A 26771-nucleotide genomic window follows, 5' to 3' on the forward strand; every position below is an offset into this window, starting at 1 on the left:
GGTCCGCCCGGCGGGGCTGGGTCGCGTTCGGCGGGGCTGGGCCGCGTTCGGCGGGGCTGGGTCGCCGGGCCAGGCGGGAAGCGTGGCCCTCACCCACGACGCCCTCGGTCAGGCGGACCACCACCGCACCCACCCTCCGTGGTGCTCAGCGGGTTCAGCCAGGACCACCCGGTCCGCCCGCGTCCACCTGCTCCCAGAACCGGGCCCGGAGCCGGAACCGCACGCTGTCGGCGAGGTCGTCGATCCCCAACGCGTCGGACATGTCCAACAGCAACGCCCGGTCGACCTCCTTCGGGATGGACGGCCGGCTCGCTGCCAGCTCCGACCCCCGCCCGGCGTCGTCACCGTCCCACCAGGCCCGCAGCACCTTGTTCACGACCTGGTCGATCCGCTCCGCCATCTCCTCGTCAGCCCACAACCCCGGTGCCACCGTGGTGTCGGCGTCCGTGCTGCTGGAACAGACGAGGCGCACGTCGCTGCGACCACCGTTCTGCGCACGCGCCGCCGGGGAGACCGGCCGGGCGGCGGGCACGGCGGCGGGCGGCCGGGCGGCGAACACGGCGGGCGACGGCACCGGGGGCCGACTCGCCGGAGCCTGCGGGACCGGCTTCGGCCGGGCGGACCGGGGGAGGATCGTGCTGTCGATCACCGCCGAGCTGATCAGGTCCAACCCGTCCGCCGCGCTCTGGAGGTGGCGACTGACACCGTGGGGCTTGTCGTCCCTGTTCGGCACGGCCAACACCGTGACCCGAACCCCGTGCGCCTGCGCCTCCTCGACGGCCTCGGTCAGGTCGTCGTCGCCGGAGACGAGGTAGATGGCGTCGACGGCGGCCTTGCGGGCGTGGGCCACCAGGTCGAGGCCGATCCGCAGGTCCACCCCCTTCTGCTCCCCGTCGAACCCGATGCGGCCCAGGCGGAGCTTGACGTGGGGCAGCAGCCCGATCTTCTCCTGCCGTGGGTCGGGCACCTTGTGACGGGCGGCGTCGTACCAGTGCACCCGCAGCAGCGGGAGCCCGGAGTGCTTGGTGGCGTGCGCGATGAGCGCCTCCACCAGCCGTTCGTGATCAGCCTCGATGCTCCCCAGCAGGGACGTACCGGTGATGCGTGTCGCCGACGCCGCCAGCAGGTAACCGGCGTCGACGTACACCGCGCACTGTGACCGCACTACGGACCTCCCGTTCGCACCGGATGTTCCCCCCAGCATCCCCGAAGATGCGCAAAAGCAGGCTCCACAGCAGACGGAACCTGGACGGTCGCGGGCGTAGTTGCCGCCGTCGCCCCGAGGTGCCATGCGCCGGCCTGGAACGGACGCCTACGACGCGACGCACCGGGCTATCGTGCCCGCCACCACGGGACGGAGCGGTCCGAAGAGCACGGCGACCGCATCCCCCGACGGTGCCCGAGCCGGGCGCGCCGAGGGGAGCACCCGCCTCCTCGGTGGCCAACGGATCACCTATTCGCGGGAACCGGCCCCGCACCGCTGATGGTTGGGACATGCTGGGCCACAGCAGGGCTGCCGTCACCGTGGAGCTTCGCCGCACGGTGGTCAGCCCTCGTGCCCCGGTACCCGGTCGTCGGCCGGTCCGTCACCGTAGGCGGACGACGCGGCAGGCCGGTGGACAGCCGGCCAGACGAGTACGGGCACGATGGTTCCCCCTGGCCGAGCCGGCACGAGCGAACAGGAGATCGGATGGACTTCGTGGACACGCACCGTGGACAGGCACGGCTCTCCCTCGGTGACGCCGTCAACACGGGACTCCCCAACGAGGAGCGCCTGGAGCGGGCCCACGTGGGCATCGGCTACGCGATCCTGGCGCTGGCGGATGCGATCGATCCGGACCCCTGTGGACATCAGGGCGCCCACCGCTTCCGCTGCGCCCGCCCCTCCGGACACGCGGGATTCCACCGCACTCGGATCGAAGGTTCCGACCACGTCTGGTAGGCAGAGTCCCACCAGCCCTGGCTGATGCGCCCCGGCCGAGAGCCACCCGCCTGGGCAGCATCGTGATCGCAACGCGTGATCAGATCGGCACCGAACCGAAGCAAGTCTGGCGGCGCGCAGATCCAGGAACTGCGCGCGGACCTTCCTCCCAGGCTGGCAGCGGAGTTGGCCGGAGTCTAGGTTGTCTCCTCGTCCATCCATGCCAAGTAGGCAGGGTTGCCTGAGGTGATCGGGACGACGATGACCTCAGGCACGTCGTAGCTGTGAGCAGAACGCAGGTGCTCGACCAACCGTTCGCTGGCAGCGCCCGTGGTCTTGCAGACCACCTGCCACTCCCGGTCGGTCTGGACCTCCCCTTCCCAGCGGTACACGCTGGTGACCGGTCCCACGATCTGCGCACACGCTGCCAACCGCTCGTCTACCGCACTGCGCGCCAGGCTCTCAGCTGCCTCAACGGAGTCGGTCGTCGTAACGACAAGGGCGTAAGCCATGTCCTCATGGTCCCAGCAAGGTCAACGAGGGCCGCAGCCGCGGATACTGCCGTCGCCGGCCTACGGCGTCGGCCCCGCCCAGCTGATGGTTCTCGACGCTCTGGACCGGCGGGTGACCACCGTGGCCACCATCGCGTAACCGTCCATCAGCGTGAGAAAGCCCCTATGGAAAGTGGGGCGGTCGCTTCCTCGAGAAACCGATCCTCCTCATCCCTTTCTGGGGTGCACGGCCTCCAACAAACCCAGTACGGTCCAGTACCGGTGGTGCGGATCACCAGAAAGCCCCGCACAAGCGGGGGTGAGCCGGGCCGGGGTGCAGCGCCGCCGAACGAGGGCGGGAAAGCCCCGCGCAAGCGGGTGGCTGCGGCTGGTTCTCGGTTCGGTCGTCTCGGTCGGTGGCGTGCGCGAGCCTGCTCGGCGGCTGTTGCGTTCGGCTGCGCGGCCTCGGATGATGCAGCGGTCGCGGCCGGCGTGTCCGCTTTCTCCGCTGTCACCAGCTTTGTCGCGACGCGGTGGGGCGACGACGCGTCCCGCCGTGGGAGAACCAGAACCAACAGGAAGGACAAGGGTGAACGGCCCCTCGTTACGTCGCTGGTCCCTGGATCGGGACGAAGCCCCGGCGCGCGCGGTCAACGTGGTCACCGTGGGCTCGTCGACGATGGAAGGACACACGGGCGTCACGCCCACCCACCAGCCGGTGGCGGTCGCCGGCTTTCCCGGGATGCTCGCCGCGCACCTGCCGTGGCAGAACGGTATCTACTACCCGTCGGCGTCCTGGGCGCACGGGTGGGCGACGGGCGGGCCGGCGACCACCACGCCGACGGACCTGGGTCAGCGGGCGATGCGGTTGGGCTCCGAGGCGTGGATCGAGCGGGTCATGCCGCGCTGTGAGGCGGTCTCGGTCCTGTTCATGACCGGGGAGGGCGGCGGCCGGTTCCGGGTGGTCATCGACGGCCACTCGCACACGGTGTCCCAACCGGACCCCTCGGCCCCTCCTCGCACGGCGACCGGCCGGTGGGTGTCCCCGCGACTCCAGCTCGGGGATCACCGGGTGCGCATCCAGGCGCTCTCGGGACACGCCGTGGTGGTCGCGGGTGCGTTCCGCCACGACCAGTGGGCTGGTGCCGGGGTCCGCGTGTACTCGGGTGGCCTGTCGGGGTCGGCCACGGACCGGTGGATCTCGGGCGCTGACGTGGAGCGCCACCTGACCAGGGTGCGCACCCTGGACCCCGGCCTGCTGATCGTGGCGATGGGGTCGAACGACTGGCGGTACGGGCATTCCGCGGACACCTTCGCGGCCAACCTGCGGACCATCATCAGCCAGCACCGCGCCGTCACGGACGCGAGCGTGTTGCTGCTCGCCCCGCACTGCCGGCTCGACATGCCCGGCCCCGGGTGGCTCGCCTACTGCGAGGCGATGGCCGACGTGGCCGCCGAGACCGGCTGCGATCATCTCGACCTGCAACACGAGTTCCCCGCCTCGGTGGCGGAGGACGATTCGCGACGTCCGCTGATCGCGCCGGACCGGGTGCACCTCACCCCGCGTGGTCACGCCCGGCTCGGCCGGCTCGTCGCCGACCACCTCCGTGCCGCCTGAGGGGTGTCGTCTCCGGTCGGGCGGTGGAGGTGGGGACCGCCCGCCGACTGACCCCACGCGATCGGGTGCGTCGGGGCTGCCGGGGGCAGCGCTGGCCGACCCCCCGGCAACCACACCCTCGGGTGAGCGGGGGCGAGCCGGCGGCGGGTGCCGGGGGTGCCTTCGAGCGCCTGGCGCGAGTCGGGCGTGGGAGGGCGGGAACGCCCCTGACCGGCCAGGTCACCGCTCCCGCGCCGGGTGCGTGGTGATCCGGCCTCGTTCGCAAGGAGGGGCGAGCGAGGCCGGCGGCCACCTCCTTGCCAGCCCGGGTTCGGTGCCGCGCGGGCGGATGAGGCGGTTCGGCTCCACCGAGAACTCACCGGTCGGCGCTCACCACGACCTCGGCGGCGGCTTGGGTCCGGCAGCGCTCTTCACGAGGTGCCGACGTGGCTGGTCCAGTGGCGTCCCTCAGCACGGGCTGGTCGTCCCGGCACGTCCCACGCCGTCCCCCAGGCCCCGGTGCGTCCCCGCGCACCCCCACGTCCCGGGCGTCCACCGTGGATGCCGGTGGCGGCCGCGCGGGTGCGACGCCTTCCGTGGGATCCCGGTCCTCGTGGACGCGGGCGCCGTTCCGGTCAGGGCTGTTGCGCCCTGCGGAGGCCGACGATCGTGTCGGTCACCTCGGCCCGCTGGCCGTTCGGTCCGGTCGCGATCCGCTTCGGGGCCTCCAACACCTCCGGGGTCCAGTCCGGTCCGAGCCCGAGTGACTCGGCGAGCTCGGCCGGGGTCGGGAGCTCGTGGTCCGACGCCGAGCTCCACGACCACGGTGCGACCGAGCCGTGGTCGACGATGAGCAGCGCGCCGCCGGGGTTCACGGATTCCGCCGCCCGCCGCAGCACGGCCTCCCGGTCTGGTGCGTAGAAGAAGCTCCCCCAGACCAGGTCGAACGGGCCGGTGGGCAGGGGGTCAACCGTCACGTCGCGGCGGACGGCCGTCACCCTGGCGGCGAGTCCCTCCTCGGCGGCGCGGCGGGCGATCCGGTCGACCGCGGTCTGGGCGACGTCGAGTGCCGTCACCGCCCATCCCTGGGCGGCGAGCCAGAGTGCGTCGCCGCCGTGTCCGGCGCCGAGTTCGAGGGCGCGCCCGGGTTGGAGGTGTAGCCGGGGGATCGTCGCGACCACCGGCGCGTTCGGTGTCGTGCCCCAGGACGGGTCCGCCGACTGGTACTGCTTCTCCCAGAAGTTCGCGTCGTAGGTGGTCATCGCCACACTGGTCCTCTCAGACGTGCTCGTGGGCCGGGTGTGCCCGCGCACAGCCTGCGGAGCGACCGGGACCCGGAGCAAGGGATGTTGCGGAAACGGCAAATCGCGCGGTTCTCACCCGCCGGGAGCGGGTGCCCGGCGGCCGGCGGGTTCGCCCGGGGCTGACGGTCGCGTCGGGGGCGGGGAGACGGGACCCGGACGCGCGGCCCACGGGATGGCGGCCGGAGCCGGCGACCTCGGTGGCGTCGAGCTGGGCCACGTCGCGCGGGCGCACCCCGAGGGGAGGGTGGCCGAGCGCGGGGAGCCGGTGCGTCCGCGCCCACCAGTCGTGTTGGTCGGTCCGGACGCCCCGCCCCGACGTGGCGTCCAGTCGACCGGCCGGCCCGACTCCTCCCCCGAGCCCGGACGGGGACGTGGTCGCGCGGCACCTCACACCGTGGTGCCGCCGCCCGGGTACGAGGGGGCCCGACTGGTCGAACCGGGCGATCGGGAGCACCCCATCCGGACTAATGACAATCGTTTTCATTTTCAATACAGTCTGGTTGTCCTGATCACCTGTGAGAGGAACCGTGATGCACGTTCGTAATCGCGTGGGTGTGGGAGCCGTCGCCGTGGCGGCGGCGGCGCTCCTGGCGGGTGCCACCCCCGCCTACGCGCAGACCACCCTGTCGGAGGGACACGTGGACGTGATCGACGTCCACCTCCACGGTGACCACTTCCACGTGCACGTCCACGCCGAGGACCTCGGGCAGTCCTTCGAGCCGTCGGAGGTCGTGTTCGAGGTCAACGACAACGCCGCGGGCACCATCACCGCCGAGAGCGCCTTCGTCGGCGCTCCCGTCGGCTCGGCCGCCTGGGTGTTACCGGCCGAGGCCACCGACGGGGTGCTCTTCGCCGGCTTCAGCGCGCATGACCTCGCCCCAGGGGACACCGACGACGACCAGGTGCACGTCGCGCTGACCGGCGTGTCCGGTCCCGGCGACATCGGGCTGTGGGACGCCGACGACCTGAGCGTCGTGTTCAACTCCTTCGACGGCCTCGACTCCGAGGACGTGCTGACGCTGGGCCCCGACGCCCATTACCACCCGGCCTGGGTTTTCACCGACGCCGGCCAGTACTTCCTGACGTTCGAGGTCTCGGCGCTGGTCGACGGGGCCACCATCACGGATGAGGCGACCCTGGAGTTCGTCGTCGGCTGACCCATCCGCCGTGCCGGGCGACGGGCCGGGGAGGCGGGGCCGCGTCCTGGTGGGAAGACGTCACCACCAGGACATGCCCGCCGGACCGTCGCCATGACCCCACGTCCCGAGTGGACCCGGACCTGACCGCTGGCGGGCACCCACCAGCGACCGGTCCTGCTCCGGCGTCCCCGCCCGGCCAGCCACCACCCGGGCGGGGACGCCGAAACGACCACGACAGGAGCCACCCCCGCGACGACGGCGGCCACCTGACCGGTCGAGACGGCACCCCCGGGACCCCGCCGCCCGGACCCACGAAACCTGCCGCCGTCCCCCTCGCGCCGACGACCGGTGCCCCGGCGTCGCCGAGCGCGTCCCCGTCGTCCGTCCCGTCTGGAAGCCGTCCGAAGGACACCACCGTGAGAACCGCACGACACACCACGCTCACCAGCCTGGTCGTGGCCGGCCTCCTCGCCGCGCCACCGCTGGCCTCGCACGCGAACCAGGACGAGGAGCCCGCCCTCCACCTCGATCCGACCACGAGCGACGTGGACCTGCTGGCGCCACGGCAGGCTCCCGAGGGCATCGAGCTCCTCGTCCGCGCCGAGGAGTCGGGCGACGAGATCGTCACCGCGCCGGAGAACGTCCGGTTCGTCGCCGACGCGGACGCCCTCGCGGGTGTCGTGCCCGACGACGCGGCCCACTCCTTCCTCGGGGACCCGGGTGAGCAGGTCTGGCTCCTGCCGAACGGGGCCGGCACCGGCGGTCCGCGTCCCGGTGCGACGAGCCTCGGGTGGGACACCACCGGTCTGGGGGGCGGGTTCACCGACGAGGTCACCGTGCGCCTGCTGGCTGTCCGGGGTCCGGGGGCGCTCGCGGCCTTCACCCCGGGGGCAGCGACCCGGAGGGGCGGGTCGACCCGACGCCGTTGTTCTCCACCGCGTCCGCCGGGGACGACGTCGCGGAAGGCGCGTTGCCCACGGGGGCTCGGGGCGAGCTGGTCTGGGCGTTCACCGACCCCGGCCGGTACGAGGTGGACCTCGAGGTCGAGGCGCGCTCCCCCTCGGGCGATGCGCTGCTCGCCGACGCCACCTACTCGTTCGACCTCGTCCCGGCGGGGAGCGCTCCTCCCCCGCCGTCCTCCACCCCGCCGGACCCGACACCACCGCCCCCGTCCGCCTCGCCTCCCCCGTGGACGACTTCCCCGCACCGCCGCCCTCCCCGACCGAACCGCCCCCACCGGCCACCTCCCGTGACCCGTCGCCCCGCCTGCTGCCGGCCCAGCGCCAACAGCCGCCGCCCATCAGCAGTGAGCGAGGGCCGGTCGTCCTCGACGCCGGTCACGTCGACGTCGGGGCCCGGCTGATCGACGACGACCTCCGCATCCTGGTCAAGGACGGCACGGTCGCCGGGCGCACGGACTGGCGCGAACTGTCCACCGTGGTCTTCCACGTCGCGCCGGCCGCCAGGATCGAGGTGCCGGACAGTCCCCAGTTCGACTTCCTCGGGGAACCGGGTGACGACTCCTGGGTACTGCCCCAGGCGCAGCAGGCCGACATCCTCTGGCCCGGCTGGAACACGGAGGAGCTGTCGACCGACGACGTGGACGGCCCCGTCCGGTTCTCGCTGCTCGACGTGGACGGTCCCGGTGAGTTCGCGCTGTTCGTCAACGGGTCCTTCGGGGCGCCGGAGGTGCTCTTCGACAGCTCCGACGGGACACCCGACGGTTTCGACATCCCCCTCGGCACCCACGCCCACGGGAACTGGGCCTTCTCCGACGAGGGCTTCTACGAGCTGACGCTGGAGATGAGCGGGTCCGCCGGTGGAACGGCGGTCAGCGACCGGCGGGTGCTGCACGTGGCGGTGGGGGACGTCGACCCGGGCCAGGTCGACCCCGGCGACGGCGGCGACGGCGATGGCGGCGGTGGCGGCGGCGACGGCGGTGGCGGCGGTGGTGACCGGAACGACGACCCGGGGAACCGGGCCGATCCGCCGGGTGGCGGTGGCGGCCAGGACGACCAGACCCGGGTCCCGCCGGGCGGTGGCGTCGACAAGCTGGCGAAGACCGGCCCGGGAACGCTCCTCCCCCTGGCCGCCGTCGGCGGAACGCTCGTCGCCCTCGGTGCCGTCCTCTTCCTCCTCGGTCGCCCGGCGCGCGGCTCCGCCCGGCCCTGACCGGCGTCCGCGCCCCCTACGACGTGATCGGAACGACGTGAGAATGCGTGCGACGACACCACGAACCCGAAGGACCTGGACGGCGCTGATCGCCGCGGCGGCGACGGCGACGCTGCCGGGAGCCGTCCTCGCGACGGCGAGCCCCCTCGGACAGGAGGCCCTGGCCCTCACCCGGTCGGGCAGCGCGGCGGGCTCGCTGGAAGCTCAGGAGGCGACCGACGCGCCGGTGCTGCTGGCGACGGGGTCGGTGGAACTCCAGGCGAGGCTGGACGGATCGTCGCTCTCGGCGGGGTTCACCGATACCAGCGACCCCGAGGGGCCGGTCCGGTACGGGCCGGCGGAAGCCGCCCTGCACGTCCCGGCCGCCGCCGGGACCGCCCAACCCCCGCACCACTCGTTCCCCGCCGATCCCGGCGACCCCGTCTGGTCGCTGCCGGCGGCCGGCGCCGAGGGGTTGCCCCGGGTCGCGCTGAGCACCCGGGGCGTCGACCGCGCCGAGGTCACCGGACGCGTCGGCCTCGGGCTGGAGACGCTGAGCGGGCCCGGCGAGGTGGCGGTCTTCGTGACCGCCACCGGCGACCGCCCACCCTCGGCGGTCCGGTGGAACAGCAGGGACGGCCTGCCCGACGTCCACGAGTACCCGCCGGATCGGGACGAGCGGCTGACCTGGAGTTTCTCGGCCGAGGGCACCTACTGCCTGGGGGTGCGGACGACGGCGACGCCCGGGTCGGGCGCCGAGGTCACCGGCCTCGACGTGCTCACCGTCGTCGTCGGGGACGTCTCACCCGGCGAGGTGCGGACCTGCGGCGCGGACCAGCCGGCGCCGGAGGATCCGGTCCTCGTGCTGGACCGGGGGCACGTCGACGCCATCTACCCCCGGTTGGTCGACGACGAGCTGCGCCTCCAGCTGCGCGACGGCACGCGGCTGCACGACGACGAGGAGGTCATGCGGGAGTTCGACGACGTCGTGCTCCACGCCGGCACCGCCTCGCGGACGACGATCCCCGAGGGCTCCGTCGCCGACTGGCTGGGCCGCCCGGCCGGTGATCCGATGTGGCTGCTGCCGCAGACGAGCCGGCCCGACGTGCTGTGGGCGGGGTGGGGTTCGGACATCCGCTGGCACGAGGAGGTGGTGCTCGGCAGCCTCGACTGGCGGCTCGACCACGTCACCGGGCCGGGGAACCTGGCGATGTACCTGTCGTCGGCGGCCAGGGACGGCGCGCCTCCGGTGTTCGTCAGCCGGGGCGGCAGCCCCAACGTGCGGATGATGAGCGTCCCGGCGCACACCCACGCCAACTGGGCGTTCACCGAGGAGGGCGTCTACTGCCTGACGTTCTCGGCCAGCGGCACCCTGCTCGACGGGAGGACGGTGTCCGACCGGCAGCGCCTGACGCTCGCCGTGGGGGACGTCGCGGCGGAGGAGGTCGTCCCGTGCGGGCGGTCGGGCCCGGCTCCGGAACGGGAGCCCCGGGAGTCGCCGACCGAGCCCGCCGGGGACCCGGTGGTGCTCGGTGGCGACACCTCCTCCGAGCTGAGCGCGCGTTTCGTCGATGGCGAACTCCGTCTCGACGTCCGGTCGAACCGCGATGCCACCGACCCGAGGTACCACTCCCCCTCGGACGTCGTCCTCCACACCACCGAGTCGGCCACGGTGCCCGCGTCGGGGTTCACCGGTTTCCTGGGGGAGCCCGGCGAACGGTACTGGCGGTTCCGGTCCACCCAGGGCGCGGGCTGGCCGGTGCTCGGTCTCGACACCGCCGACGTCTTGCCCGACCAGGTCGACGGGGGGACCCTCACCTGGCGGGTGCACGACGCCGGCAGCCCGGGGGATGTGGCGTTCTACGCGGTGGGACGGGGTGGCACGCGCATCCTCGACACGGTCGGCGGTGAGCACGCGTCGGTCCGGACCCGCGCGCACGGCACGCAGGTCCGCGAGTGGGCCTTCGTGGGCGCCGGCACCTACTGCGTGGACGTGGAGGTCAGCGCCACCCGGGCCGACGGGCGCGCCGTGTCCGACCGACAGCTGGTCACGGTGGTCGCCGGGGACGCGGACCCCTCGGCGGTGACACCCTGCGGCCGGGACGACGACGGCCCACCGCCGGACACCCCGACGCCGCCACCCTCCGACGAGCTCGTCGTCCTCGACGAGGGCCACGTGGACGTCGCCGCGCGGGTGCGGGAGGACGAGCTGAGGATGGCCGTCAAGGACGGCACCACCCCCGGCGTGGTGGAGTGGCGCGAGTTGGAGGACGTGCTCTTCCACGCCAACCCCGATTCGGGGACGACCGTTCCCGACGCCCCCGCCTACGACTTCCTGGGTGGGCCCGGCGACCCGGTGTGGATCCTGCCGCAGACCCAGCTGGAGGGGGTGCTGTGGCCGGGGTGGAACACCGAGGAGATCCTTCCCGACCAGCTCGCCGGGGCGGTCCACTGGCGGCTCACCGCGGCGGAGGGGCCGGGGGCCTTCGTCCTCTACCAGGACGGGACGTTCGGGCCGAACGACCCGGTCCTCGACAGCCGGGACGCGCTCCCCACGGGCTTCGACGTGCCCCTCGGCCAGCACGCGCACGCCAACTGGGCGTTCACGGCGGAGGGCGTCTACTGCCTGTCCTTCACGATGTCGGCGACGACCCCGGCGGGCGGGTCCACCTCGGACGGCGGGACCCTGGCCGTCGCGGTGGGCGAGGTGGACGTGACCTCGGTGCCCCGGTGCGGGGAGGGCGACGATCCGGGGCCGAGTCCCACCCCACCACCCAGCACTTCCCCACCCCCCGGCCCGGGTGATCCGGGTGGCACCCCGCCGCCGACCACGACCGCCCCGTCCCACCCGGGTGGCGGTGGTCCCGGCGGCGGACCCGGGAACGACGGCCCCGGAGGCGGCGGTCCCCAGGGAGGGGGCGGCGGCCTCGCCTGGACCGGCACCGGATCGGCCCTGCCGCTGGCGGTGCTCGGCGGGCTCCTGCTGGTGCTCGGCGGCCTCGTGTGGTGGTTCGGCCGGACCCGCTCCCGCACCCCGACCGGATGAACCGGGAACGCGACGCCGGGAGCGCCGAGGCCCGGCGGGCCGGGCACGAGATGCCCCGCCAACGCACCGACCACGTAGGACGACCACCCACCCAGCGAGTGCCGGCACCGCCGGCGGAAGACGAGGACACCGCGATGCTCGTTCCCCGACGGGCGGTGTGCGCGGTCGCGACCGCGGCACTGCTGACGGCGACTTCGGCCTGTGCCGGAGCGAGTGGCGCCGACGACGGTGAGCTCGTCGTCATCAGCACGACCGAGATCATCGCCGACCTGGTGGCCAACGTGGGCGGTGACCGGGTGAGCAGCAGCTCACTGGTGCCTCCCGGTGGCGACCCCCACTCCTACGAGCCCACCCCGACGGACGCGGGACGCGTCACCAGGGCCGACGTGGCGTTCACCAACCACCTCCTCCTCGAGGAGCAGGCGCTGATCCGCACCATCGACAACAACCTGCCCGAGGACTCCCTGAACGTCTCGCTCGCCGAGATCTCCGAGAGTTACGGCGCCCGCGTCATCCCCCTGGTCGAGAACATCGGGCTCGACGTGCTCTGGCTCGGGCTCCGCGTGCGCGGCGACGGTGAGGAACACGGCGCCACCCGCTCCTCCCGGGTCGAGCTGCGGGCCACCGCGCTCGAGGGCCCCGGGGACCTGGCGGTCTACCTGACCCAGACCCTGGGTGTCCCGGAGGTCTACTACGACTCGGCGAACGGTTTCGACGACACCGACCTCGCCGTCCTGCCACCGGCCGCGCACACCCACGTGAACTGGGCCTTCACCGAGCCCGGGGTGTACCGGCTTGGCCTGGAGGCGGCCCTGGACACCGGGGAGGGCGCCCCGGTGGAGCTGGGGCGGGACACCTTCACCTTCGCCGTCGGGGTCGACCCGCACACGGTGGAGGTGGAGGGGGACGCCGTCATCCTCGACGACGGCCACACCGACCTGACCGTCGACCTCGACACCGGCGAGCTCTACGCCTACACCGACTCGGGCGCCGCCGGCGCCGAGCAGCTCGTCGTCCCCGCCGAGGACGCCGTGATCGACGTCCCCAACCGGGCACGGGAGGAGGTGCCCGGCGACGAGCGGTTCTCCTTCCTGGGAGAACCCGGGGCGCTGGTCTTCCAACTGCCGCAGGCCGTGCTCGGCAAGCACGTCCACGGCGAGATCGACCCCCACCTGTGGCAGAACGTGGAGAACGCCAGGGCCTACGTGCAACACATCCGCGACACCCTGGCCGAGGCCGACCCGGACGGCGCCGGGACGTACCACGAACGCGCCGAGGCCTACCTCGACGAGCTCGGCGAGGTGCACGACCACGTGCGCCGCACGCTGGCCGAGATCCCGGAGGAGAACCGACAGTTGATCACCACCCACGACGCCTTCGGCTACCTCGCCGACGCCTACGACCTGACCGTCGCCGGGTTCGTGGTGCCCAACCCGGCGCAGGAACCCAGCGTCCGGCAGGTCAACACCCTCACCGACACCATCCGCAACCTCGGGGTGCCCGCCGTGTTCATGGAACCGAACCTGGTGCGGCGCGCCTCGGTCCTGACCCAGGTGGCCGAGGACCAGGGTGTCGAGGTCTGCACCCTCTACGGGGACGCCTTCGGCGAGGACGTCGGCAGCTACGTCGAGATGATGCGGCACAACGCCGACGAGCTGCGTCGTTGCCTGGGAGGCGCGTGATGCGGGGCCGGGAGGGGATCGGGGTGGCGGGCGTGGTCGGGGTGCTCGCTGTCGCGGTGGCACCGGTGGGCCTCGCCTCCCAGGCCGCCGACACCGGGGGCGAGCGGGTGGTCATCGCCGACGGCCACGTGGACATCGGACCCCGGTTCGAGGACGGGGCCTGGGTGCTGCGGGTGCGCGACGACACCGTGGACCCGCCGGCCTGGCGGGACCTGGACGACGTGGTGCTGCACGTCACCGACCTGGCCACCGCGGAGGTTCCCGAGGATGAGGCGTTCTCCTTCCTCGGCGCGCCCGGTGACGAGGTCTGGCTGCTGCCCCAGGCCCAGGTGGAGGGGGTGTTGTGGCCGGGGTGGAACACGCAGGACGCCGAGGTGGCCACCCGCGTGGCCCGGGAGGTCACCTGGTCGTTGCACGGAGTGGAGGGGCCCGGGGAGTTCGCCCTGTTCCTCAACGGGAGCTTCGGTGAGCCCGACCCCGTCTTCGACAGCCGGGAGGGGTTCCCCCAGGCCTCCGGCGTCGAGGTCAACACGCACGTGCACGGCAACTGGGCGTTCCTCGAACCCGGCGCGTACCTGCTCGACATCGAGATGAGCGCGCGGCTGGCGGACGGGGAGGAGGTCAGCGACCGGGGCACCCTCCGGTTCTTCGCCGGCGGGGGTGATCCCGAGGCGGCCTTCGACACCGAGCTGACCCGCGACGACGCCGAACCCTCCGATCCGGCGCCCGACGCCGACGGCCCAGACGCGGGTGAGGACGGCTCGACCGGCGGTCCCGTGGTGCTGGCCATCGTGGTCGGTGGCGCGGCCCTGGTGCTCGTGGTGGCCGGGCTGTGGTGGCACCGCCGCTCGAAGGGACGGGAGGGCACCCGACGTGGCTGAACCCCTGGTGCGGGTCGACGGGCTCTCCGTCGACCTCGGTGGCCGCACCGCCCTGCGGGACGTGGACCTGGCCGTGTCGGCGGGAGAACTGGTCGGGCTGATCGGCCCGAACGGCGCGGGGAAGACCACCCTGCTGCGCGCGGTCCTCGGGCTGCTCCCCCCGCGTGCCGGGACGATCCACCTGGGTGACCGCACCCCGGACCGGGCCAGGGGCACGGTCGGGTACGTGCCGCAACGGCACGAGTTCGCCTGGGACTTCCCGATCTCGGTGGAGAAGGCCGTGCTGACCGGCCGGGTCCACCGGGTGGGCTGGTTGCGGCGCCCCGGCGCGGTGGACCGGGACGCGGTGGACGAGGCCCTGGACCGGGTCTCGCTCGGCGGGCTCCGGCGCCGACCGGTCGGGGAGCTGTCCGGCGGGCAGCGGCAGCGGGTGCTGGTGGCCAGGGCGCTGGCCCTGCGCCCGGAGCTGCTGCTGCTCGACGAACCCTTCACGGGGTTGGACGTGCCGACCCAGGAGCTGCTCACCGAACTGTTCGAGGCGCTGCGTCGGGAGGGCAGGGCGCTGCTCATGACGACCCACGACCTGCCGGCGGCCGCGAGCCTGTCGACCCGGTTGTGCCTGCTCAACCGCACGGTGATCGCCGACGGGCCGCCCGCCGGGCTGCGGGACCCGTCGGTGTGGCTGGCCGCCTTCGGCGTGGCCGGCTCGGCCTCGCTGTTGCGTTCCCTGGGGGTGGACACGTGAGTGGTGTGCTCGACTTCCTCGTCGAACCGTGGGACCAGGTGTTCATGCGGCGGGCGTTCCTGGTCGCGATCATGTCCGGCGTGGTCTGCGGGGTCATCGGCACCCACGTGGTGCTGCGGGGCATGGCCTTCATCGGTGACGCCGTGTCGCACGCGGTGTTCCCGGGGGTGGCGGTGGCCTTCGTGCTTCAGGCGAACCTGGTCGTGGGGGGCGCGGTCGCCGGCCTGGTGACGGCGTTGCTGGTCGCCGTCTTCTCGCAGAACCGGCGGCTGCGGGAGGACACCGTCATCGGCGTCTTCTTCGCTGGTGCCTTCGGGCTCGGCATCGTCATCCTCAGCACCGCGCCGGGGTACAGCGGTTCGCTCGAGTCGTTCCTGTTCGGGTCGATCCTGGGGATCGGTGACTCCGACGTGCTCGGGGTGGCGCTGGTCGGCGGGGCCGTCGTCGTCTCGGCGCTCGCGTTGTCGAAGGAGATCGTGACCGTCAGCCTCGACCGGGAGACCGCCCGCTCGGTGGGGTTGCCGGTGTTCTGGTTGGACATGGCGCTCTACGCGATGGTCACCGTGGCCATCGTCATCTCGCTCCAGGCGGTCGGGAACGTCCTGGTGTTGGCGCTGCTGATCACCCCGGCGGCGTGCGCGCGGCTGCTCACCGACCGGTTGGGGGTGATGACCCTGCTGGCCCCGGCCATCGGGGCGCTGTCGTCGGTGGTGGGGCTGTACCTCTCCTACGCGCTGGACCTGGCGGCGGGCGGGATGATCGTGTTGACCGCGACGGTGACGTTCCTGGTGTGCTGGTTCCTCGCTCCCCGGCACGGCCTGGTCTCCCGGTGGCGGGCCAGATCCCGCCCGTCCCAGGTGGACGGGGACGAGGACGACCGCGCGGCAGCCGTCTCGGAGGAGGGAACGGGGGCCTCCTCGGCCGGGTAGGAGGCACGCCGGCCCCCCGGTTCGTCCGCCGGGGAGGCGGCCGACCGCGCGCTCGGCGCCGCCTCGCCGACCGCGCCGCCGGCGCGGGGCGGCTCGCCGGGTGGCGTCGGGCCGGCGGTGCCCAGGCCTGCGGGGGCGAGGCGGGACGAACCGCTGGTCGGGGACGGGAGGCGCCACGGCGCTGGGGCTGGCGGAGGAGCCGGTGGCCCGGGAACGGCGGGGGCGGACACCCGCCGCCGGCGGACCGACGCGCGGGTGCCCGGGGTGGGTCGGGGCCGGTGGGCGACCGCCGGGGCGTCGGCGTTCCCGGTGCCGCCACCGATGCCAGCGCGGTCTGACGGCTGCCCTGGTCCTACCGGCGGCATCCCTCCAGCAACAGGCGCACGGTCAGCCGCGCGTCGTACTCGGGATCGACCCGCTCCGCGCCCGCGCAGATGTCACCGATCGCGCGGAGCAGTTGGTAGGCGGTGACGTCAGCGGTGACCTCGCCGGCGTCCCGCGCGGCGGCGAGGATGTCGGCGAGCACCGGTACGAGCCGGTCGAGGAACAGTGCGTGCAGGGCCGCGAACCCGTCGGGGTCGTCGCGGATCGCGGCGGCGAGGCCGTGCTTGGTCACCAGGAAGTCCGTGAAGAGAGTGACCCACTGGCACATCGCGGCGAACGGTGACGGCTCCGCCGCGAGCAGGGCGGGGCCAGCCTCGGCGCACGCGTCGACCTGGTGCCGGTACACGGCCACGACGAGATCGGCACGCGTGGGGAAGTGCCGGTAGATAGTCCCCATGCCCACGCCCGCCTCGGCGGCGATCCGGCGCACCGGCGCGTCCACTCCGTGCGTGACGAACACCGACGCCGCCGCGTCGAGCAGCGCCTTCTCGTTCCGCCGGGCGTCCGCCCGCTTGGCCGGGTTCCCGGTCGTCGACGACGGCTCCTCGCCCACACCCACGCGTCGTTCCTCTCCACGACCCACTTGGCAACCGGAACACTGCTCCGTATATTCGGAACATCGCTCCGGTTAGGAGTCTAGTCGGTGGTCCGCCCACCGGGTACCCGCGCCCACGGCGCTCACGAGCAGTCGAGAGAGGAAGCAACCCCCCATGCCCGCACCCGACACGGTCGCCCCGAACACCGTCCCCGCGCCCACCCCGATCACCAGCGTCGAACCGGTCGTCCTGCCCGCCCCAGAACGCGGCGACGACCTGCGGGTACGCGTGTCAGCGCCGGTCTCCGGCACCGGCCTGCCCGTCATCGTCCTCGCCCACGGCTTCGGCAAGTCGATGTCCTCCTACGACCCGCTGGTCGACTTCTGGGCCGCTCACGGCTTCGTCGTCATCCAGCCCACGTTCCTCGACTCGCGCACCCTCGGTCTCACCCCCGACGACCCCCGGTACCCGAACATCTGGCGGATCCGGGTCCAGGACGTCGGACGGGTGCTCGACGAGCTCGACCACCTCCTCACCGCGGTCCCCGGCCTCGCCGACCGCGTCGACCGCGACCGCACGGCGGTCGCCGGGCACTCCTGGGGCGGGCAGACCGTCAGCATGCTCCTCGGCGCGCGCGTCCTCGGCCCGGACGGACGGCCCGGCCCCAGCCACACCGATTCCCGCGTCAAGGCCGGGGTGCTCCTCGCGACCACGGGCATCGGCGGGGACGACCTGACGCCCTTCGCCAGGGAGCACTTCTCCTTCATGAGCCCCGACTTCGACGAACTGACCACGCCGACCCTCGTGGTCGCGGGCGACCAGGACCAGTCCGCGCTCTCGACCCGTGGCCCCGACTGGTTCACCGACGTCCACCACCGCAGCCCCGGGGCCCAGGCTCTGCTCACCCTGTTCGGGGGCGAGCACATGCTCGGCGGGATCCACGCCTACGACGCCGAGGACACCACCGACGAGAGCCCCGAGCGTGTCGCCTTGGTCCGGCGGGCCTGCTGGGCCTACCTCCGGCACGCCCTCGGGATCGACGACATCGCGTGGCGGCGGGTGCGGGCCGAACTCGCGGAGACCACCGACCCGATCGGGCACATCGTCGACAAGTGACGCGGGGCCCGGGGCGACCCGTGTTCCGCGAGCCGTCCGAGGAGGACGGGCCCGGACCCACGATCCTCGCGACGGCGAGCGACCGGCAGCGATGCTCGCCCACCGCCGGGGGCGTGCGACCGGCTTCCCCAGGGCCGCACCGGGCACGAGGCTCGGGACGACGGCGCCGCCGGGCACCGGGAGCGACCTGCCCGCCATGCGCCGCCGCTGGCAGTCGAGCAGCGGGCCGGGACCACACCGGTGGAGCTCGCGCACCGGGTGCGGGCGAGTCGAACGGCCACGAGGACCGTCCGGTGCGGTGTCCCGGCGGGACGAGGTACGGGTGACCAGCCGTGACACGGGTGGGCAGCCGCGCCAGCGGTGCTGGGAGGCGGGGCTCACGCCGCTGGTTCGCCGGGGTGGAGCCCGAGCGGACGTGCTCGGACCCGAGGGCACGAAGGCCGCCGCTCGGATCCCGGGGGTGCGTGCCGCCCGCCGTCGGCGGGCCGCGGTCGACGCGAGACGCGGGACGCGGGGAGGGCGGCGGGACGCGACCCGGGAGCGGACCCCGGCCCGGTGGCGGGCCGGGCAGTGTCAGGCCGTCGGGGGTGGAGCGGACCGTCCTCGGTGGACGGTTCGGGTCAGTACAGCTGGTCGGCGGCGTCGGTCAGCACGTCGGCCAGGTGGTCGACGCGGTCCCGCCCGAAGCGGATCTGCCAGTCCGGCACTCCGGCGCCGTCGAGGGAGAGGGTCACGTAGTCGTGGTCCTCGACGTGGAGGACGAGGGCCGCGACGCCCACGACGGGGTTCCACACCGACCACCGACCCGGCTGGCGGTCCCGGACCGCGTCAGCGAGTTCGACGACCTGGTGCGGGTCCAGGCCGGCGGTGGCCTCCGGGAGGCGGGCGAGTCTGAGCAGCAGCCGGCCCGAGCGGGAGATCTCCGCGATGCTGGACACTCCGCGTCGCTGGCTGATGTGGTAGCCGGGCAACACGCGGACCCAGGAGACGGGTGGTTCCAGCAGGGTGGGCTGAGTCACGGACATCGCATCCCCCGGGATGGTTGGACGGGTGGGGCCGACCGGATGTGGCGGGGGTGGTGGCCGCTCGACCCGCGATGTCGAACCTCCACCGTCTGGTCGTCCCGGTCAGGACGACGCGGCGAGCCAACGCTGCCTGCCGGGTCGCGCCGGCACCCAGCATCCGCCACGGCTCAGTTCCCGACGCCGGACGCGGTGTGCCGCCGCCGGTTCCGGGAGGTGCAGCAGTTCCTCGATCACGTCGGCCGCCGGTCCGCTCGTCCGCCACAACACGGTACGGGGAAAGAAGATATCGGCTTCGTCCGCCGGCATCCTGACCGCCTGCGCGTCGTCCTCCCCGTATAACTGGAGGAGGTCGATGACACCGTCGTGCAAACTGATCCCGGTCACCGCGACCACGTCACCGTTCTCGTCGCGCGGGTGCAGGAATCGGAAGCCCCGCGCCATCATGGCTCGTAGCCTGTCAGCGATATCGGTCATGAACAAACCCATAACTGTCGGCGTTTCACGGCACGCACAGCGTTGTGCGGATCGAGCGGTCGCGCGGTGACGCGATGTTCCAGGCGGTCAGGACAGGACGTAGTCGAACTCGCCATCCTTGGCGCCGGAGAGGAACGCGGCGATCTCGGCCCTGGTGTAGATCAGCGCCGGACCGTCCGGATAGCGGGAATTGCGTAGCGCGATATCGCCGCTGGTGAGTTTGGCGACCTCGACGCAGTTCCCGACCGCGCCGCTCTGCCGACTCTTTCGCCAGGACACCCCGTCCAGAAGTCTGGCCGGTATCCCGTTGCGGATCTCGTCCATCGGACTCTCCCACCTCTCCGACTGCCACCGGAGGCCGGATGCACGTGCATTTGACCGTGCACCTAAAGCTAGCACGCGTGCGTGCACAGGCGTATGCACGTGCAGCGGGACGGTGACGTAGATCACTGTAACGGGCCGCGTCCGGGCGATTGCCACCGGCCACCTCGCCCCTACCACCAGCGGCTTCCGGCGATACCGCGAACGGGAAAGCGATGTCCTCCGCACCCGCCCCGCACCTCTCCGGGAGGCATCCTCGCCACCCCGGTCGGGCCGAGCATCGGATTCCCACGGCCCGGCGCCGTACTGACCACCCTGGGCCGCGAACCCGCCGCGCCCCGCCCGGCGCCCCGCCGCCAGGACCACGCCCCGCCCGGCTCACCCGACCAGGACCACGCCCCGCCCGGCGGAACGGGAGGGGCGGCGGCGTGCCGGCACCCGGCCGACACCGCGCGGGAGGACGATCCGCCGCGCCCCCGGTGGGAGGAGGGGACGGGCGGGATCGGGACGGTGGCACCGGGACCGCCTCGGCCACGACGCCGCGCCCACCCCCCGTTCGCCACCAGCCCTGACCACGACGACGGCCACGGACGACGACCCGGGCGGGCAACGCTCAGACCAGGCGGTTCCGCACCTCGTTGAGGATCTTCTTCGTCTGCGCGGGCGTGGCGGCGTCCAGGGTCAACCGGTGGAAGACCTGGCTGTAGAGGTCGATCTCCGCCGGCTTGTCCAGGTAGAGCGCGCCGCACAGGTGTTCCAGGTAGACGATGTCCGGCAACTCCGGCTCGGCGAACCGCAACATCGTGAACGCGCTCTCGGCCGAGGACCCGCGCGGACCGAAGGGGACGACCTGGAGCGAGACGTTCGGCAGTTTGACGAGTTCGAGGAGTTCCTCGACCTGCTCCCGCAGCACCTCCGGGCCACCGAGCGGACGGTGCAACACCGACTCGTCGATCACGGCCCACAACCGGGGCGGCCGGGGATAGGTGAACACCTTCTTGCGCTGCATGCGCAGGGTCACCCGGCGCGACACCTCGTCCTCCGAGGCGTCGGGGATACCGCGTCGGACGACGGCCCTGGCGTAGCGCTCGGTCTGCAACAGACCGGGCACGAACAGCACCTCGTAGGTCTGCACGCGGGAGGCGGACTCCTCCAGCCCGACGTAGTCCTGGAACCAGCGCGGCATCAGGTCGCTGTAGCGGTTCCACCACCCCGGCTGGTTCGACTGCCGCACGAGGTCGAGGAAACTGCCGCGTTCCGCCTCCTCGTGCACGCCGTAGAGGGTCAGCAGGTCGGCGACATCGCGTTCCTTGAAGCTGACGCGACCGAGCTCCATCCGGCTGATCTTGGACTCGGAGCCGCGAATCGCGTGTCCGGCGTCCTCCCGGGAGAGGTCCCTGGCTTCCCGCAGCCTGCGCAACTGCCCACCGAGGACCATTCGCCGCGCGGTCGATCCGCTGTGCGCGGACTCACCCGTGGCCACGCCACCTCCCACCAGCCCACTGCCAGTCCAACTCCCCGTCCTTACCGGATCACCCGCGTCCGGTCGAGCAGGGCTGCCCGAGATTCACCCGTTCATATCAAGCTACACCGGGTGGTGATGCGTCCCGGGCGGAGCATTCGTCATCCTGCTGGGCCGCACCGACGGCCGAGGACGGCGTTCTCCGCACGATCACGCAGGACCAGGAACCGGTGGCCTCCGTCACGGATCACCGCGTCTATCCTTGAGATCCTTGCCACGCCAGGAACAGTAGGTCTGCCTATGCCACGTTCTGATGAATCAGCAGTCCGCCAGTTCGTGACGCCGCCGATGAACGGTGTTCGGGCGAGCATGGCCAGGGTCTACGACTCACTCCTGGGCGGCAAGGACAACTACGAGGCCGACCGCGAGGTGACCCGGGACGTGCTCGGGGTCTTCCCCGAGGCGAGGCAGGTCGCTCGCGAGCACCGGCGATGGCTGAGCAGGGCGGTGCGGTACCTGGCCGGCCGCCGGGGGATCGACCAGTTCCTCGACCTCGGTTGTGGCCTGCCCACCGAGGAGAACGTGCACGAGATCGCGCAGCGGGCGAACCCGGAGGCCCGGGTCGTCTACGTCGACGTCGACCCGATCGTGATCGCCCAGGGCCCGGCGTTGTTGGAGGAGAACGACCGCACCCACTTCGTGGCCGGCGACCTGGGCGAGCCGGACATCCTCCTGGCCCACCCGACGCTGACCAGGTACCTGGACTGGGAACGGCCGGTCGCGCTGCTGCAGTGCCTGTCCCTGGTGTACCTGGGGGCCGACCGCCGGCCGCACGAGGTGGTGCGCCGCTACGTCGAGGCGTTACCGGCCGGGTCGTGCGTGGCGATGAGCCACCTCCTGGACCCGGGGGACGGAGGGCCGGTCAGCGCGCTGGCCCGTGAGGTGGCGGCGGTGTACGAGGCCAGCTCGATGACCTCGGTGCACTTCCGGGCGGAGGCGGAGATCGAGTCCTACTTCGACGGGCTCGAACTCGTCCGGCCCGGGCTGACCCGCCCGTCGGCGTGGTGGCCCGACGGGCCCCGGCTCAACCCGCCTCCGGAGTCCGACCGGGTCGTCGTGGTGGGGGTCGGCGTGAAGCGCTGACCGCCGGATCGCCGGGACCGCGGTCCGTCCACACCGGCTGATTCCCGGGCCCGCGCCGGGGGTACGGTTCCGCCGGTCAGATCGGGACGTCCCGCTGCGAGCCCCGACGTGGTCCGGGCCTCGGCGCGGTGGAACTCCTCCCCTGGCCGACGCGGGGAGCGGTGTCGGAGGTCCCGCCGTTCGAGGGAGGAGGACGACGTTGGGTGACTACCTGCTCTGTTCCAGTCCGATCCACGGTCACGTGAACCCGCTGCGCGGACTGGGCGCGGGTCTGGTGCGAGCCGGGCACCGGGTGCGGATGCTGACCGGAGCCCGCTTCGCCGACGCGGTGGCGGCGGTGGGCATCGAACACGTGCCGCTGCCCGAGGCGTGCGACTACGACTACCGGCGGTTCGACGAGGTGTTCCCGGGGCGCGTCCCGCTGACCGGGATCCGGAAGCTCGCCTTCGACTACGCGGAGGTCTTCGCCGCCTCGATGCCCGGCCAGTACCGGGCGTTGCGGGCGGAGCTGGACCGGGACCCGGCGGAGGCGCTGCTGGTGGAACAGTCGTTCCTGGGGGTCCTCCCGCTGTTGGCGGGTCCACCGGCGCGCAGGCCCCCCGTCGTGGGTGCCGGGGTCTTCCCCCTGGCGCAGTCCAGTCGGGACACCGCGCCGTTCGGCATGGCGCTGCCGCCGCTGCGGTCACCGCTCAACGCGCCCCGCAACGCGGTGCTCACCTGGGCCGCCCGCGAGGTCGTGTTCCGTGCGGCCCAGGACCGGGTGAACCGGGGGCTGCGGGAACTGGGACTGCCCCGCCTACCGGAGTTCGTGCTCGACTGGCCCGTCCTCGCCGACCGGTTCACGCAGTTGACGAGCGCGGGTTTCGAGTACCCGAGGAGCGACCTGCCCGCGTCCTTCCGGTTCGTGGGGCCCCTCCCGCCGAGCGGCCCCACCGACTGGACGCCCCCGCCCTGGTGGTCTGAGCTCGACGACGCTCGCCCCGTCGTGCACGTCACCCAGGGGACCATCGACAACGTCGATCTCGACCGCCTGGTCGGGCCGACGGTGCGCGGCCTGGCAGGGAAGGACGTCCTGGTCGTGGTGGCCACCGGGGGACGCCCCGAGTCGGCGGTGCCGGGCGCCGCCGCGCTCCCGCCCAACGTGCGGGTGGAACGGTTCCTCGCCTACGACCGGCTGCTGCCCAGAGTGGACGTGCTGGTCACCAACGGGGGCGCCGGGGGGACGCACCAGGCGCTGGGGGCCGGCGTGCCGCTGGTCGTGGCCGGGGACAGCGCCGACAACCCGGAGAACGCCGCCAGGGTCGCGTGGTCGGGTGCCGGGATCGACCTGCGCACCGGAACGCCGCCCGCCGAGGCGGTCGCCGACGCCGTGGAACGGGTGTTGCGGGAGCCCCGGTACCGGGCCCGGGCGCGGGAGTTCGCCGCCGAGATCGCGGGATGCGACGCGCCTGCCTCGGTCGCCGCCGAGTTGGCCCAGGTGATCACCGACACCTCCCGGTGACCCAGGGGCCGCCGGCCCGGCACCAACCGGACCCGCCCGCACCGACCCTCACCCCGGTATGCCCGCGGCGTGGGCGGGATGAGCCGGCCACCGGCACTCGTCGAGTTGGTCTTCGCGCCGGGCAGCTGCGGGAGAAGCGGTAGCCGCGTTCCCCGACCACGGTGTCCAGTCCGTCGGCTAGGTCGGCGACGAGGCCGACCAGGCGGGCTCGGCGCAGCCCGACGAAGTCGGGGTCCCGGATTCCCGCTGTCGGCCCCCACCTGGCGGCCCTCACCTGGCGCGGCCACCCGGCCGGGCCGCCCGCCGGGTCGAAGGACTCGGGAGCGAACCGGGCCAGGTGGCCGGTGCGGCTGGCCTCGGTGCGCGGTCACGGAGGTCGGGACGAGCGGCACCATGACCGCCCCACTCACCCGGTGGTGTCGCCGAAGGTACCGCTGAACGAGCACGCCCCGCCGGTGGAACCCCGGCGGTTGGCACCCGGCTCCCACTCGACCTCGCCGCCGGGGGCGATCTTCACGTACTTGTATTCGAACGCGCTATCGGCCGGCAGGGTCACCGTGGTCCGCCACACCGGGTAGTCCGACGACGACAGGTGCACACCGGCACTCGGGTTCCAGCTCCCGAGTTCGGGGATGCTGCCGACCAGGTGCACCTCCTGGCCGAACCAGGTCTCGGCCCGCACCCCGAAGGCGCACTGCCCGGGCTGCTCACCAGGCGGCCCCTCGCAGTCCGCCTCGCAGGGCGCACCGGTCTCGCCCACGTGCAGGGCCAGGACACCGTCGGTCGGAACGCTGGCCTGGAAACTCCCGTCACCGGCCACGGTCACCGCGGCCCCCGTGCAGGTGCCCTCACCAGTGGACCGGCTGCCGGTGGCCACGTCGCAGTAGGTGCCGGCGGGCAGCCCGCTGCGGAACGCCTGGTTGAGCGCCCCGCCCCGGTTGAACACGGCGAAGCCCTCCTGACCCCGGCCGAAGGCGATCGCCCGGCCATCGCCCGAGGTCCACCGGTGGGTGAGGGGCGCATCCCCCACCTGGTTGCGGAACCCGACCATGCCGGCGATCGCGGGCTCGCGGTGCTCGCACAGCCACCCGTTGGCCCCGCACTCGGTGGGGGCGGTGATCGCCCCAGCCGGGTTGCCCGGCTGCTGCCCGGCGCTGGGCGCCCCCTGCTCGTTGTTGGTGAACCGGTAGCTGGACATCAGCTTCGGGGTGCCGAAAGGGTGGGCGAGCATGAACGCGGAGGCGACCCGGTAGGGGCCGGGGTTGTTCTGGAAGACCAGGCCGGGGTCGGACCGCTGGGTGTCGTGGTTGTCGACGAAGACGACGGCGTCCCCGCTGGGCAGGGCCATCTGGCCGCCGAGATCGTGCAGCCAGCCGAGGTTGCCGTCCCGCACGGCCGGGCCGACCTGCCGCTGGTAGCGGAACTCGGTGACCTGGCCGAGGTGCGCGTAGGCGGGGGGCTTCAGCTCCGGTGGGCCGCCGCCCTCGATGACCTCCTGGTAGATGTGGGGCCTGCCGCCGAAGTGTGGGACGTCGTCGAGCATTCCGTAGATGGCCTGGAGGTCGGCCTGCGGCATGTGCTTGGCGGCGTCGACGCGGAATCCGGCGACGCCGATCCCGACGAGGTCGTTGAGGTAGTCGGCGATGCGGCCCCGAACGACGGGGTCGGCGGTGCGCAGGTCGGACAGGGCGAGCAGCTCGCAGTGCCACACCTCGTCGGGGTTGTCCCAGTTGCCGATGTCGCGGCGGCAGTCGCCGAAGTGCTGGTCGTCGTAGCCGGCCGCCGGGTAGCGGTACTTGTCGAAGGTGTTGCCGTTGCTGCCCGGGCCGCTGCCGATGGAGCCGCTGCCGGCCATGTGGTTGATGACGGCGTCCACATAGATCCTGACGCCGTTGTCCCGGCAGGTCTCGACCATGTCGACGAAGTCGGCGCGGGTGCCGCGTCGGGTGTTGTCGAGCTGGTAGCTGACGGGCTGGTAGTCCTGCCACCAGGGGTGGTGGTCGTCGGCGAGGACGACGTGTTCCTGGGGCGGGGAGACCTGCACCCCGCCGAAGCCCGCCGGGCCGAGGACGTCCTCGCACTCCCTGGCGACCGAGTCCCACCGCCACTGGAAGAGGTGGACGAGGGTGTCGCCGTTGGCCTGGGCGGTGGTCTCGACGGGGGTGGTCGGGGTGGAGGTCGGGTCGGCGCTGGCCTGGGTGTCGGAGGCCAGGACCGGGATGGACGAGGCGGCCATGCTGACCAGCACGGCCGTGGCGATCGTCGCGACGTTGCGAACTCTCACCGGTTCCTCCTTGGGGGGCGGCGGGTTGCCCCGCCGGACCGGGCGGTTCCTCGGCGGACGGCAACCGAGGTACTGCAATAATTTTCAGTTGTGTGGTGAAGCTAACAGGTGCTGGACGAGTTGGGAAGGCGGCGACAGGACCACGGATGACACTGCCCGGTACGGACGAATGGCGGTGTCAATCCGTTGACCTGCGACGGGTATCGCCGACGCGCGCTCGACCCACTCGGCGAGCACAGCGGTCGATCGGTTCCAGTGTTGCAATTTTTTTCAGGTGGTTTGGCACCGGATTTCGGCGTGGGGTTGCCGCGCGGAGTCGCTCCGAGCGGGCCGGTCCGGCGCCAGGCGGGTTCGGGGAGGGCGCCTCCCTGAGCGCGGGTTCGGTTCCGGTGGGTTCGAGGCGCCACATCGTCCGCCGCGACCCCGGCGCCCACTCTCGTGGTGGTGCGCGACTCAGCCGGTCCGCTCGCCGACGGGGTGGAGCGTGCGGCCGCACGCTCCCCACGGGATCTCCGGGCTGGCCTGTTCTGTCACCGGACCGGGTCATGGACCCCAGAACGGACGTGGGGGATTCTGGACGACGGTCCGAACGGGCAGTGGGCGTGGCAGGCGGAACCCGCACGTGCCGGGTCGCCGGGC

Annotated in this window: 22 protein-coding genes; 13 read left to right on the forward strand and 9 right to left on the reverse strand. The window is 72.9% G+C overall.

The genetic code is table 11. The annotated features are described in order from the left end of the window. Window positions 1-154 precede the first annotated feature (154 nt). Window positions 155-1165, reverse strand: a complete 1011-nt coding sequence (locus tag G443_RS07285; protein ID WP_035293050.1) for an NYN domain-containing protein — start codon at window positions 1163-1165, stop codon at window positions 155-157. A 525-nt stretch (window positions 1166-1690) separates the two neighbouring features. On the opposite strand from G443_RS07285, the gene G443_RS07290 reads away from it, so the two are divergent. Beyond that, window positions 1691-1942, forward strand: coding sequence for a hypothetical protein (locus tag G443_RS07290; protein ID WP_026420558.1), 252 nt, complete (start codon window positions 1691-1693; stop codon window positions 1940-1942). A 176-nt stretch (window positions 1943-2118) separates the two neighbouring features. On the opposite strand, the gene cutA is transcribed toward G443_RS07290, so the two are convergent. After that, window positions 2119-2433 carry a divalent-cation tolerance protein CutA gene (gene cutA / locus G443_RS07295; protein ID WP_026420559.1) on the reverse strand — a complete coding sequence of 105 codons (315 nt, stop codon included), beginning with the start codon at window positions 2431-2433 and terminating at the stop codon, window positions 2119-2121. A gap of 658 nt (window positions 2434-3091) precedes the next feature. Between cutA and G443_RS07300 the strand changes: the two genes are divergently transcribed. After that, window positions 3092-4030 carry an SGNH/GDSL hydrolase family protein gene (locus tag G443_RS07300; protein ID WP_162147341.1) on the forward strand — a complete coding sequence of 313 codons (939 nt, stop codon included), beginning with the start codon at window positions 3092-3094 and terminating at the stop codon, window positions 4028-4030. A 614-nt stretch (window positions 4031-4644) separates the two neighbouring features. Here the strand turns inward: G443_RS07300 and G443_RS07305 are convergent. After that, on the reverse strand, window positions 4645-5271 hold the full coding sequence (locus G443_RS07305; protein ID WP_026420561.1) for an SAM-dependent methyltransferase: 627 nt from the start codon (window positions 5269-5271) through the stop codon (window positions 4645-4647). Between the two features lie 572 nt (window positions 5272-5843). On the opposite strand from G443_RS07305, the gene G443_RS07310 reads away from it, so the two are divergent. The 8 genes from G443_RS07310 to G443_RS07345 all read left to right on the forward strand — a co-directional run bounded on the left by G443_RS07310 (window position 5844) and on the right by G443_RS07345 (window position 15886). Next, window positions 5844-6470, forward strand: a complete 627-nt coding sequence (locus tag G443_RS07310; protein ID WP_081893638.1) for a choice-of-anchor M domain-containing protein — start codon at window positions 5844-5846, stop codon at window positions 6468-6470. Window positions 6471-6868: 398 nt separating this feature from the next. Next, window positions 6869-7705 (forward strand): hypothetical protein, encoded by an 837-nt coding sequence (locus G443_RS07315; protein ID WP_253860171.1) that lies wholly within the window; start codon window positions 6869-6871, stop codon window positions 7703-7705. Continuing rightward, entirely contained in the window at window positions 7641-8624 is a 984-nt protein-coding gene (locus G443_RS07320; RefSeq protein WP_253860172.1) for a choice-of-anchor M domain-containing protein, read from the forward strand. The genes G443_RS07315 and G443_RS07320 overlap by 65 nt, the downstream gene beginning before the upstream one ends. Before the next feature lie 43 nt (window positions 8625-8667). Then, window positions 8668-11649 carry a choice-of-anchor M domain-containing protein gene (locus G443_RS07325; protein WP_026420563.1) on the forward strand — a complete coding sequence of 994 codons (2982 nt, stop codon included), beginning with the start codon at window positions 8668-8670 and terminating at the stop codon, window positions 11647-11649. Further along, complete coding sequence (locus G443_RS07330) at window positions 11646-13331, forward strand: anchored repeat ABC transporter, substrate-binding protein (RefSeq protein WP_245588963.1); 1686 nt, start codon at window positions 11646-11648, stop codon at window positions 13329-13331. Before G443_RS07325 ends, G443_RS07330 begins: the two co-directional genes overlap by 4 nt. Then, window positions 13331-14212, forward strand: a complete 882-nt coding sequence (locus tag G443_RS07335; RefSeq protein WP_026420565.1) for a TIGR03773 family transporter-associated surface protein — start codon at window positions 13331-13333, stop codon at window positions 14210-14212. The genes G443_RS07330 and G443_RS07335 overlap by 1 nt, the downstream gene beginning before the upstream one ends. Then, window positions 14205-14957, forward strand: coding sequence for an anchored repeat-type ABC transporter ATP-binding subunit (locus G443_RS07340; protein WP_026420566.1), 753 nt, complete (start codon window positions 14205-14207; stop codon window positions 14955-14957). Before G443_RS07335 ends, G443_RS07340 begins: the two co-directional genes overlap by 8 nt. After that, the gene (locus G443_RS07345; protein ID WP_245588964.1) at window positions 14954-15886 is read left to right on the forward strand and encodes an anchored repeat-type ABC transporter permease subunit; all 933 of its coding nucleotides are present in this window, start codon (window positions 14954-14956) and stop codon (window positions 15884-15886) included. Before G443_RS07340 ends, G443_RS07345 begins: the two co-directional genes overlap by 4 nt. 352 nt (window positions 15887-16238) lie before the next feature. Here G443_RS07345 and G443_RS07350 read toward each other — a convergent pair whose 3' ends face one another. After that, on the reverse strand, window positions 16239-16823 hold the full coding sequence (locus tag G443_RS07350; protein WP_026420567.1) for a TetR/AcrR family transcriptional regulator: 585 nt from the start codon (window positions 16821-16823) through the stop codon (window positions 16239-16241). A gap of 157 nt (window positions 16824-16980) precedes the next feature. Here G443_RS07350 and G443_RS07355 point away from each other — a divergent pair, with 157 nt between their 5' ends. After that, complete coding sequence (locus G443_RS07355; protein WP_051314355.1) at window positions 16981-17922, forward strand: alpha/beta hydrolase family protein; 942 nt, start codon at window positions 16981-16983, stop codon at window positions 17920-17922. Window positions 17923-18542: 620 nt separating this feature from the next. Here G443_RS07355 and G443_RS07360 read toward each other — a convergent pair. The 4 genes from G443_RS07360 to G443_RS07375 form a co-directional block, all read right to left on the reverse strand. Beyond that, window positions 18543-18947, reverse strand: coding sequence for a hypothetical protein (locus G443_RS07360; protein ID WP_026420568.1), 405 nt, complete (start codon window positions 18945-18947; stop codon window positions 18543-18545). A 102-nt stretch (window positions 18948-19049) separates the two neighbouring features. Then, entirely contained in the window at window positions 19050-19421 is a 372-nt protein-coding gene (locus G443_RS07365; RefSeq protein WP_245588965.1) for a hypothetical protein, read from the reverse strand. An 87-nt stretch (window positions 19422-19508) separates the two neighbouring features. After that, window positions 19509-19745 carry a DUF397 domain-containing protein gene (locus G443_RS07370; RefSeq protein ID WP_026420570.1) on the reverse strand — a complete coding sequence of 79 codons (237 nt, stop codon included), beginning with the start codon at window positions 19743-19745 and terminating at the stop codon, window positions 19509-19511. A 610-nt stretch (window positions 19746-20355) separates the two neighbouring features. Next, window positions 20356-21225: a Sco1979 family transcriptional regulator gene (locus G443_RS07375; protein WP_030106791.1), complete on the reverse strand. Its 870-nt coding sequence runs from the start codon at window positions 21223-21225 to the stop codon at window positions 20356-20358. 279 nt (window positions 21226-21504) lie between these two features. Between G443_RS07375 and G443_RS07380 the strand changes: the two genes are divergently transcribed. Together G443_RS07380 and G443_RS07385 are read left to right on the forward strand one after the other, a co-directional pair. Continuing rightward, the gene (locus G443_RS07380; RefSeq protein WP_026420572.1) at window positions 21505-22347 is read left to right on the forward strand and encodes an SAM-dependent methyltransferase; all 843 of its coding nucleotides are present in this window, start codon (window positions 21505-21507) and stop codon (window positions 22345-22347) included. Window positions 22348-22546: 199 nt separating this feature from the next. Continuing rightward, a complete protein-coding gene (locus tag G443_RS07385) occupies window positions 22547-23848 on the forward strand; it encodes a glycosyltransferase (protein WP_026420573.1) in 1302 nt (433 codons plus the stop codon). 406 nt (window positions 23849-24254) lie between these two features. Here the strand turns inward: G443_RS07385 and G443_RS07390 are convergent, their stop codons facing one another. Then, the gene (locus tag G443_RS07390; protein WP_026420574.1) at window positions 24255-26132 is read right to left on the reverse strand and encodes a carbohydrate-binding module family 20 domain-containing protein; all 1878 of its coding nucleotides are present in this window, start codon (window positions 26130-26132) and stop codon (window positions 24255-24257) included. Between the last annotated feature and the right edge of the window lie 639 nt (window positions 26133-26771).

Source organism: Actinoalloteichus caeruleus DSM 43889 (assembly GCF_000429185.2).
Lineage (GTDB): Bacteria > Actinomycetota > Actinomycetes > Mycobacteriales > Pseudonocardiaceae > Actinoalloteichus_B > Actinoalloteichus_B caeruleus.